The organism is Micromonospora sp. LOL_021, from assembly GCF_048060215.1.
Lineage (GTDB): Bacteria > Actinomycetota > Actinomycetes > Mycobacteriales > Micromonosporaceae > Micromonospora_E.
This window is the reverse complement of the sequence record NZ_JBHMIN010000009.1, coordinates 136,338-145,722: the sequence shown is the minus strand read 5'-3', so window position 1 is coordinate 145,722 and position 9,385 is coordinate 136,338. Positions and strand designations below refer to the sequence as shown.

Annotated in this window: 9 protein-coding genes; 5 read left to right on the top strand and 4 right to left on the bottom strand. The window is 72.0% G+C overall.

Going from position 1 to position 9,385, the window contains the following annotated elements:
- Window positions 1-179: 179 nt before the first annotated feature.
- Window positions 180-1,406, top strand: a complete 1,227-nt coding sequence (locus tag ACFHWT_RS09180; protein ID WP_416594167.1) for a PLP-dependent aminotransferase family protein — start codon at window positions 180-182, stop codon at window positions 1,404-1,406.
- Between the two features lie 62 nt (window positions 1,407-1,468).
- On the opposite strand, the gene ACFHWT_RS09175 is transcribed toward ACFHWT_RS09180, so the two are convergent.
- Window positions 1,469-1,930, bottom strand: a complete 462-nt coding sequence (locus ACFHWT_RS09175) for a nuclear transport factor 2 family protein (protein ID WP_416594166.1) — start codon at window positions 1,928-1,930, stop codon at window positions 1,469-1,471.
- 68 nt (window positions 1,931-1,998) lie between these two features.
- Between ACFHWT_RS09175 and ACFHWT_RS09170 the strand changes: the two genes are divergently transcribed.
- Window positions 1,999-2,466, top strand: a complete 468-nt coding sequence (locus ACFHWT_RS09170; protein ID WP_416594165.1) for a nuclear transport factor 2 family protein — start codon at window positions 1,999-2,001, stop codon at window positions 2,464-2,466.
- A gap of 8 nt (window positions 2,467-2,474) precedes the next feature.
- On the opposite strand, the gene ACFHWT_RS09165 is transcribed toward ACFHWT_RS09170, so the two are convergent.
- Window positions 2,475-3,500, bottom strand: coding sequence for an ABC transporter ATP-binding protein (locus ACFHWT_RS09165; protein WP_416594164.1), 1,026 nt, complete (start codon window positions 3,498-3,500; stop codon window positions 2,475-2,477).
- Entirely contained in the window at window positions 3,500-4,597 is a 1,098-nt protein-coding gene (locus ACFHWT_RS09160) for an ABC transporter ATP-binding protein (protein WP_416594163.1), read from the bottom strand. Before ACFHWT_RS09160 ends, ACFHWT_RS09165 begins: the two co-directional genes overlap by 1 nt.
- A 69-nt stretch (window positions 4,598-4,666) precedes the next feature.
- On the opposite strand from ACFHWT_RS09160, the gene ACFHWT_RS09155 reads away from it, so the two are divergent.
- From ACFHWT_RS09155 to ACFHWT_RS09145, 3 genes are all read left to right on the top strand, one after another.
- Window positions 4,667-5,230 carry a nuclear transport factor 2 family protein gene (locus ACFHWT_RS09155; RefSeq protein ID WP_289205857.1) on the top strand — a complete coding sequence of 188 codons (564 nt, stop codon included), beginning with the start codon at window positions 4,667-4,669 and terminating at the stop codon, window positions 5,228-5,230.
- Between the two features lie 4 nt (window positions 5,231-5,234).
- Window positions 5,235-5,996: an SDR family NAD(P)-dependent oxidoreductase gene (locus tag ACFHWT_RS09150; protein ID WP_416594162.1), complete on the top strand. Its 762-nt coding sequence runs from the start codon at window positions 5,235-5,237 to the stop codon at window positions 5,994-5,996.
- A 120-nt stretch (window positions 5,997-6,116) separates the two neighbouring features.
- Window positions 6,117-8,318: a putative bifunctional diguanylate cyclase/phosphodiesterase gene (locus ACFHWT_RS09145; protein WP_416594161.1), complete on the top strand. Its 2,202-nt coding sequence runs from the start codon at window positions 6,117-6,119 to the stop codon at window positions 8,316-8,318.
- A gap of 52 nt (window positions 8,319-8,370) precedes the next feature.
- On the opposite strand, the gene ACFHWT_RS09140 is transcribed toward ACFHWT_RS09145, so the two are convergent.
- Entirely contained in the window at window positions 8,371-9,372 is a 1,002-nt protein-coding gene (locus ACFHWT_RS09140; RefSeq protein ID WP_416594160.1) for an ABC transporter substrate-binding protein, read from the bottom strand.
- Between the last annotated feature and the right edge of the window lie 13 nt (window positions 9,373-9,385).

The window sequence follows — 9,385 nt, the reverse complement described above, 5'->3', positions numbered from 1 at the left end:
ACGCCGCGACCGGGCGGGCACGACATCCCATCAGCGATCAACTCTCCACACCGACCGGCAGGGGCACGATCTTCCGTCAGGACTCGACGTCCGGGAACAACGAGTGCTCACCCGCCGGCGGCTACCTATCCATCAGGAGTCTGCCGGATGGCTCACTCCCGGAACTCATTAGGAACGCGATGACCACCCGCCCCGAGTTCGCCGCCCGTACCGCCGGGATGCGTCCGTCGAAGCTGCGGGAGCTGGTCGCGGCGGCGGCCCGGCCACCCGCTGGCGACGTACCCGGGCCGGCCCTGCTGTCGCTCGGCGGCGGGCTGCCGCCGGCCGAGGCGTTCCCGGCGCGGGCGGTCGCTGCAGCGGCCGAGCGGGCACTGGCCGGCGCGGGCGGCTCCGCCCTGCAGTACTCGGCCACCGAGGGCGACCCGGACCTGCTCGACCTGGTCGGTGCCGACCTGGCCGGCCGGCTGCGGCTGCCCGACCCGACCGGGCGGCTGCTGGTCACCACCGGATCGCAACAGGCGCTCGACCTGATCGGCAAGGTGCTGCTGGACCCCGGTGACGTGGCGGTGGTCGAGTCGCCGGCCTACGTTGGGGCGCTGCGGGCGTTGGCCGGCTACCAGCCGAGAATCGTCGAGGTGCCGGTCGACGACGACGGGATGGACACCGAGCTGCTGGCCGGGCGGCTGCAGGCCGGGTTGCGGCCGAAGCTGTGCTACCTCGTGCCGAACTTCTCCAACCCGAGCGGACGCACCCTCACCGCGCGACGGCGTACCCGACTGGCGCAGCTCGCGGCCCGGTACGGCTTTCTCATCGTCGAGGACGACCCGTACGGCCAGCTGCGGTTCGCCGGAGCGGACCTGCCGCCGGTCGCCGCCGACGCCGCCGAGCAGGTGGTCTACCTCGGTAGCTTCTCCAAGCTGGTGGCACCCGGGCTGCGGGTCGGCTACCTGTGCGCGCCCCGGTGGTTGCACCGGCAGCTGGCGGTGGCCAAGCAGGCCACCGACCTGAACTCCGCCGCGTTGAGTCAACGGCTGCTCGTCGAGCTGCTGGCCGATCCGGACTGGTTCGCCGGGCACCTGGCCGGGCTGCGGGACCTGTACCGGGCCCGGGCCGAAGCCCTGACCGGGGCGGTGGCCGACCGGCTGGCCGGTCGGCTGGCAACCCCGATGCCGCACGGCGGGATGTTCGTCTGGGCCGGCGTCCAGGCCCCGGGGATCGACGCGTTGGCCCTGGCCCGCGCTGCCATGCGCCGGGCCGTCTCGGTGGTCCCCGGTAACGAGTTTTCGCTGGCCGACGCCTACCCCCGGCACCTGCGCCTGTCGTTCAGCATGCTGGATCCGGCGGGCCTGGTGGCCGCGGTCGACCGCCTCGGGGACGCATTCGACGACCTGACGGGCTCCGGGTGAGCCCGGCAACGCCGGACCCACCCGGATCCGCCTGCAACCCCGGATCTGCCTGCAACGACGGGTCAGTCGGCCGGCTGGGCGGCGGTGGTGAACCGGGGCACCGGCCAGGTGGTCGGCAAGCTGGTGCTCCAGAGCACCTGGTGCACCCGTTCACTGATCCGCCAGCCGTCGCCGGTGCGGACCAGCCGGTCGGCGTAGTGCAGCCCCCGGTGCACCACCTCGTGTCCGTCCGGCACCGGTCGGACCAGGTGGGCCACCGTGTACGAGCTGGCGACCGCCGAGTCGCCGTCGACCTCGACGGTGGCCGAGCCGACCACGTGCTGGCTGGCGGCCAGTCGGGCCAGCGGCGCCATGTGCGCGACGATGTGGCGCACCCCGCGCGGCAACCGCTTACCGGAGTACTCAGCCTGGGCGTCGTCGGTGAAGCAGCCGCCGACCGCCTCGAACTCACGCCGGTCGCAGCACTGCGCGTACCGGTTCAACAACTCGACGATGGCCGCTCGGTCATCGGCGTATCCGGGCATCATGCACACCTTTCGATTGGGTGCCGCGGTTGCGCGGCACCGTCGACTCAAGAACGGGAGATCGGGTCATGGAAACGCTGACCGCCGACCGGCTGGCCATCGCCGACGTGGTGAACCGGTACTTCATGGCGATCGACAGCCGGGACTGGGACCGGCTGCGCAGCTGCTTCACCGACGACGTGGAGGGGATCTACGAAGGGGTACGGGTGGCCGGCGGGATCGACCGGATCATGGCGTTCTTCACCGGCCAGTCGCCGGTTCGGTTCCCTCTGGAGATCGTCGACCTGCGGGCGTCGATGCATTTCATCGGCAACCACTTCGCCGAGGTGACCGGCGACCGTGCGGTGGCGCAGACCTACGCCCAGGCCCACCTGATCGACCGCCCGGCCGCCGGTCCCCGGATGCGCACCCGGGGTCTGCGCTACCTCGACGAACTGGTCCGGGTCGACGGTCGCTGGCAGATCAGCCGTCGGGAACACGTGCTGGACTGGATGCGCCGCGACGAGTTGCTCGTCGCGCCGGCCGCCGCGGACTGACCCGGCCGTCACGGCCGCGACCGGCCGGCGGTGGGTCCGTCGGCCGGCGCGTCCTGTGGGAAGTGACAGGCGACGTACTGGTCCGGGCCGGTCCGGCGCAGCCGCGGCTCGGTACGGGCGCAGACATCCGCCGCGCGCGGGCACCGGGTGCGGAATCGGCAGCCGCTGGGTGGGTCGAGCGCCGACGGCAGTTCACCACTGGTGCGGGCCGGTGCCGGGGAGCCGTCGTCCAGCTCCGGGATCGAGCGCAGCAGCAGCGCCGTGTACGGGTGCGCGGGTCGGGCGAACAGCACGTCCGGCGCGGCGACCTCGCAGATCTTGCCCAGGTACATCACCACGATCCGGTCGCTGACCCGCTTCACCACCGCCAGGTCGTGGGCGACGAACAGCAGCGTCAGGCCGTACCGCTGTTTCATCTCCTCCAGCAGATTGAGGATCTGGGCCTGCACTGAGACGTCGAGCGCGCTGACTGGTTCGTCGCAGAGCACCACGGCCGGTTCCAGCACCAGGGCGCGGGCGATGCAGACCCGCTGGCACTGCCCGCCGGACAGTTCGTGCGGTCGCCGGTCACCGACCAGCCGGGGGTCCAGCCCGACGGCGTCGAGGACCTCGTCCACCCGCTGCCGGGCGGCGGGACCGCCCTCGCGGTGCCAGATCCGCAGCCCTTCGGCGACGATGTCCCGGACGGTACGGCGGGGGTTGAGCGACGAGATCGGGTCCTGGAAGATCATCTGGAGTCGGGTGCGGGTGCGGCGCAGCCGCTCGCCGCGCAGTGCCGTCAGCTCGGTGCCGTCGAACCGGACCGATCCGCTGGTCGGTGGCGGCAGCTGCAGGATTGCCCGGCCGGTGGTGGACTTTCCGCAGCCCGACTCACCGACCAGGCCGACGGTCTCCCGGACCCGGGCGTCGAGGCTGATCCCGGAGACCGCCTGTACGACGCGCCCCCGCCCGGCCGGGAATTGTACGGTCAGGTCCTCGACCCGCAGCACCACGTCGTCGGTGTCGCGCAGGTGCGCCTTGCCGGTGCCGGCCATCAGTTCACCGCCCCGTCGAGGGTGGACCGGTCGGTGGGAACCGGTGCGAGGTCCAGTCCAGCCCCGGTCCGGCCGTCGGCGAGGTTCTCGGCGAGCGCGCGGTCGCCGGCCTCGGTGCCGACCGGATAGAAGCAGGCGTACCGGTGCCCGGGTTCGTCGACCAGTGCCGGGTCCTCCTGCTGACACCGGGGCCGCGCCTGCCGGCAGCGGGGGGCGAAGCGGCAGCCGGGCGGAGGGTGCACCAGGTCGGGGGCGCCGCCGGCGATCACCTCCAGCGGGGTGTGGCTTGGCTGGTCGATCCGAGGGGTCGAGCGCAGCAGGGCCGCCGTGTACGGGTGCCGGGTGTGCCGGAACAGCTCGGCGGTCGGACCGATCTCGGCCACCCGTCCGGCGTACATCACCATGGTCCGGTCGGTACGGCCGGACACCACGGCCAGGTCGTGACTGATCAGGATCATCGCCATCCGCAGTTCGGTGCGCAGCCGGGCGAGCAGGTCGAGGATCTCCTTCTGTACGGTCACGTCCAGCGCGGTGGTCGGCTCGTCGGCGATGAGCAGCTTGGGCGAGCAGGACAGCGCGATGCCGATCATGACGCGTTGCCGCATGCCGCCGGACAGTTCGTGCGGGTACTGCCGCAGCCGTCGGACCGGCTCGCTGATGCCGACCTCGGCGAGCAGTTCGGCGGCGCGGGCATCGGCGGCCCGTCGGCTGAGCCCGAGGTGGTGACGCATCGGCTCGGTGAGTTGCCGCCCGATGGTGCGGACCGGGTTGAGTGACGTCATCGGGTCCTGGAACACCATGGCCACCTCGGCGCCCCAGAAGTGCCGGGCGGCGGCGCCTCGTCGGTCGCGTACCTCGTGGCCCTCGAACAGGATCCGACTTTCCGCCGCGACCTGCGCCTGCCGGGGCAGGATGTTCATGACGGTGCGGACCAGCACGGACTTGCCGGAGCCGGATTCGCCGACGACGCCGAGCGCCTCGCTGGGCGCGAGGGTGAAGGAGACCCCGTCGACGGCGCGCAGCACACCGCGCGGCGTCGAGAAGCTGGTGGCGAGGTTCTCGACGGCGAGCAACGGAGCCGGTTCAGCGGATCGCACGTTGCCACCCTAACAAGCGCTTGGTACTTTGAGCGAGACCCCGTTACCTGCCTGAAACGTGGAGACCCGATGACTGACGACGAACTCGACGAACTGATCGCCGTGGTCCAACTGCCCGAGCGGACCCCGGACACGGTCGAGCAGCGGGTGGCCCTCGCCGAGGACCACCGCCGGATCGCCGACCTGGTGATGCTCTACGGCTGGCTGTGCGACCGGCGCCGGTGGGACGACCTGCTGGAGTACTACACCGAGGACTTCGAGCGGCAGCTGCGCGGCACCCTGAACGAGACCGTCAAGGGCAAGGAGAAGCTCCGCGAGCTGTACTTTCGCCCGGTGCTGCCCCGCTCCGGCGACGCCGACGGGCCGCCGTCCGCCGACGTGATCAACACCTACGAACTGCGTCACCTCATCCACCCTCCGGTGATCCGGGTCGCCGACGACGGCCGGACCGCGTCGGTCGCCGCCGTGTACAGCCTCGTCGCGACCAGCGGCGACGGCCCGCAGTTTCGCCGGGGCGAGCACGAAGGTGCCTACCTGTTCGGTATGCGACGGGAGCCCGACGTCGGCTGGCGCTTCGCCACCATGGTCGTGATCAGCGAAAACGCCCGCAACCCCCTGTTCCAGAAGGGCTGACGCGATGCCCGGGAGGTTCACCGGAAAGGTCGCTCTGGTCACCGGTGCCGGCCGGGGGATCGGCCGGGCCACCGCGCTGCGGTTCGCCGCCGAGGGCGCGACGGTCGTCGTCAACGACATCAACCCCGACGGCATCGCCGAGACCCGGGCGGCCGCCGACGACCTGCCCGGCCGGGCGGTCGCCGGTCGGGCCGACGTCACCTCGGCCGACCAGGTGGCCGACCTGGTCGCCGAGGTGGCCGGTCGGCACGGCCCGGTCGACATCCTGGTCAACAACGCCGGTGGAGCGCTGCCCGGAGCCGCCTGGGCGGCGGTGGCCGACGCGAGCCTCGAGGACTGGAGCGGTTTCCTCGCCCTGAACCTCACCTCGGCGTTCCTCTGCGCCCGGGCCGTACTGCCCGGCATGCTGGCCGCCGGACGCGGGCACATCGTCGGCATCGGCTCGATCTCCGGCACCAACGGTCAGGTCAACGGTGCGGCCTACGCCGCCGCCAAAGCCGGAATGAGCGCCCTGGTCGCCTCGATCGCCAAGGAGTACGGGTCCCGGGGCGTCTCGTCGAACGGGATCGTCGTCGGCAACGCCCCGTTTCCCAACCGGACCCCGGACCGCCAGCAGCATCTGGACCGGGCGGTGCACCTGGGCCGGGTCGGCGGGTACGACGAGTTCGCCGCGGCCATCGCCTTTCTGTGTTCGGAGGACTCGTCGTACCTGTCCGGGGCGATGATCCCGGTAGATGGCGGGTTCCACCGGTCCAACTTGTTGTGACGAACTGGTCGATAACACCGGCGGCCTGGCTGCCGCTATCCACCAAACAGTCCACCAGGGACACCAAACGCTGGAGTGTCGGCACCCCGGGCCATGATCGTAGGCCGTAGTCTGGCGGACATGTCCGCTGGACGCCGCCGGCAGTGGTCGACCGCGCTGCGCTCCTGGGTGAAGGTCGGGGCGAACCAGCCGTTGCTGCCGGTGGTGCGCCGGGCCTTCCTGGCCTTTCTGCTGGCCTGCCTGGCCACCGTTATTCCACAGTGGCTGATCTCGCCGGTGGTCGAGCCGAGCCGGTCCTGGCCGGTGCTGCCGGCCGTCGCCGTCCTGGCGGTGCTCGCCGTGCGGCTGTACCGGCGGGAACGACCGACGATCGTCCACGATCTGGCGGCCGCCGCAGCTGTGGGCGTGGTGATCTGGGGGGTCGGGGCGCTACCGGCCGGCGGGGTGCTGTTCGTCGGCACCGCGCTGCGTGCGCTCTACGGTGGGCTGCCCGCGGCGTTGCTCTCGGTCGGGTTCACCCTCGCGGCGATGACCACCGGCGTGCTCGCCGCCGGCGGCACCCTGGCCGAGGTGCAGCTCGGCCAGTACGGCCCCGGCCTGCTGCTGTCGTCGTTGGCGCTGCGCCTGGTGCTGGTCGCGGTCCGCCGGTTCGAGGCGGGCACGGCTGCCCGGTTCGAGGCGGTCGTCCGGTCGTCGCGCGACGTGATCGTGTTGACCGACCGAGACACCACGGTCAGCTACCTGAGCCCGGCGGCAGCGGACGTGTTCCGGCTCGCCGGCGGGCTGCCCGGCGACCGGCTGCTGTCCTGGATCGTCCCGCCGGACCGGCCGGCGGCCGACGCCTGGCTCGCCCGGCTGCTCGGCGACGGCGGTGCGGCGGAGACGCTGCAGTGCCAGGTCCCGGCACCGGAGGCCGAGCAGCTGGCCACGGTCGAGATCAGCGGGCAGAACCTGCTGCACGATCCGAACGTCCGCGGGCTGTTGTTCGCCGTCCGTGACGTCACCGAGCGGGTACGGCTCACCGAGCGGCTGCGCCATCAGGCGTACCACGATCCGCTGACCGGCCTGGCCAACCGGGCCCTGCTGCGGGAACGGCTGGCCACGGCGCTCGGCAGCACCACCGACGTGGCGCTGCTGCTGCTCGACATCGATTCGTTCAAGGTGGTCAACGACGCCCTCGGCCACCAGGCCGGTGACGAGCTGCTGGTCGCGGTCGCCGGCCTGCTGCGGCACCAGCTGGCGGCCACCGACCTGCTGGCTGCCCTCGGCGGCGACGAGTTCGCCGTGCTGCTGACCGCCGAGCGGGCCGCCGCCCGTGACACCGAGCGGATCGCCGACGACCTGTTGGCGGTCTTCGACCGGCCGATCGAGGTGGCCGGCCACCTGCGGCTGGTCGCTGCCCGGGTCGGCATCGCGGTCAGCGACGGCGACGCCGACACCGATCGGCTGATGCGCGAGGCCGACATCGCGCTGCAGATCGCCAAGGCCGCGCCCCGGGCCCGCCGGGTGCGGTACCGCACCGAACTGCACCAGCCGGCGGTCGACCGGATGCGCCTGCAGGTGGAGGCCCAGGACGCGCTGCCGCGGCGCGAGTTCGTCCTGCACTACCAGCCGATCCACGCCCTGTCGGACGGTGCGGTACGCGGAGCGGAAGCGCTGGTCCGGTGGCGTCACCCGCAGCGCGGCATGGTCCGGCCGGACCAGTTCATCCCGCTGGTCGAGGGCAGTGGGCTGATCGTCCCACTCGGCCGCTGGATCCTCAGCGAGGCCTGTGTGACCGGTGCCGGATGGCAGCGGCTCAGTGGCCGACCGGTGCAGATCAACGTCAATGTCAGTGTGCGCCAGTTCATGCTGGGCGACGTGGTCGCGGACGTGCTCGCCGCATTGGAACGCTCCGGGCTGCCGCCGGCCACGCTGACCCTGGAGATGACCGAGAGCGTCCTGGCCACCGAGCACGACGCGGTCGAGTCGCAGCTGTCCGCGCTGCGTCGACTCGGCGTGCGGATCGCCTTGGACGACTTCGGCACCGGATTCAGCTCCCTCGGTCACCTGCACCGCTATCCGATCGACGAGTTGAAGATCGACAAGATGTTCGTGGCCCGAATAGGCGCCGACGACCCGGCCTGCCTGCCGATGGTCCGGGCGATCCTGGCGATGAGCCGGGGGTTGCGGCTCAGCACGGTCGCCGAGGGGATCGAGAACGACGAGCAGCGGGTCGAGCTGACCGAGATGGGCTGCGAGTTCGGTCAGGGATTCGGCCTGTCCCGGCCGGTGGAGGAGCCGGCCCTGCGGGCCCTGCTGCGCCGGTCCGCCGTGCCGTGACCGGTGCTGGGCCGCGGCGCAACGGACAGCTGCCGAATTGTGCCGGACCGGATCAGACCAGGGTGTCGGCGAGCGTCTCCGGGGCGAACAGCTCCGCCGGGTCCAGCCGTCGCCGGGCCAGGCCCTGCTCGTGCGAGTAGCGCAGGAACGTCTCCAGCACCGTCCGGTTGGGTTCGACGCCGTACGGCCAGAAGTCGTCGCCCAGCAGCGCCGCCGCTTCCTCGACGGCCGGCACCACCCACGGCAGGCTGACCTTCAACGCGGTCACCTCCCGCAGTTCGGCGTAGACCCGGTCCTTGGCCTCGGTGAACGCGTCCAGCAGCGCTCGGGCCAGCCACCGGTGCCGTTGGTAGACGTCGCGGCGTAGCACCACCGTGTGCATGATCGGGAAGATGCCGGTGGCCTGCAGGTACGCCCGTTCGGCGGCGGCTGGGTCGGCGAACAGCCGATGGACCCGGTCCGGGCCGGCGGCCGGCTCGAACGACCGGGGTGCCCGGGCGGTGTACAGGGCGTCGATCGCGCCGCCGCGCAGCAGCCCGTCGAGTGTCTCGCCCGCGCCGATCGGCCGTACGTCGAACCGGTCCGGCAGGTCCAGCCGCAGCTTCTCCTGCCGGCCGGCGTGGTGCAGACCGCCGGTGCGGTAGCTGACCCCGTCCACCGCCAGCCCGTGGTGTTCGGCCAGGATGCCGCGGATCCACACGGCGGCGGTCATCTGGTACTCGGGGATGCCGACGGTGCGGCCGGCCAGCTCGGCCGGTTCGCGGACCGTCGACGACGGCGCCAGGTAGATCGAGCTGTGCCGGAACACCCGCGACGGGAAGACCGGGATCGCCACGAACGGCGGCTCGTCGGCCAACAGCGACAGCACGTACGACGACAGGGACATCTCCGCGACGTCGAACTCCTGCCAGCGCAGCATCCGGAAGAAGGTCTCCTCGGGCGGCAGCGGCAGGTAGGTCAGGTCGACGCCGGTCGGCCGTACGGCGCCCTCCCGCAGCGCCCGGGTGCGGTCGTAGTCCCAGCAGGCCAGGCTGATCGGCAGCCGGTGCGCCATGGTGCCTCCAATC

Coding starts and splice junctions, on each gene's coding strand:
- ACFHWT_RS09150 (WP_416594162.1), top strand. CDS start 5,235: ATGCCCGGGAGGTTCACCGGAAAGGTCGCTCTGGTCACCGGTGCCGGC.
- ACFHWT_RS09145 (WP_416594161.1), top strand. CDS start 6,117: ATGTCCGCTGGACGCCGCCGGCAGTGGTCGACCGCGCTGCGCTCCTGG.
- ACFHWT_RS09175 (WP_416594166.1), bottom strand. CDS start 1,930: ATGCCCGGATACGCCGATGACCGAGCGGCCATCGTCGAGTTGTTGAAC.
- ACFHWT_RS09140 (WP_416594160.1), bottom strand. CDS start 9,372: ATGGCGCACCGGCTGCCGATCAGCCTGGCCTGCTGGGACTACGACCGC.
- ACFHWT_RS09170 (WP_416594165.1), top strand. CDS start 1,999: ATGGAAACGCTGACCGCCGACCGGCTGGCCATCGCCGACGTGGTGAAC.
- ACFHWT_RS09180 (WP_416594167.1), top strand. CDS start 180: ATGACCACCCGCCCCGAGTTCGCCGCCCGTACCGCCGGGATGCGTCCG.
- ACFHWT_RS09165 (WP_416594164.1), bottom strand. CDS start 3,500: ATGGCCGGCACCGGCAAGGCGCACCTGCGCGACACCGACGACGTGGTG.
- ACFHWT_RS09155 (WP_289205857.1), top strand. CDS start 4,667: ATGACTGACGACGAACTCGACGAACTGATCGCCGTGGTCCAACTGCCC.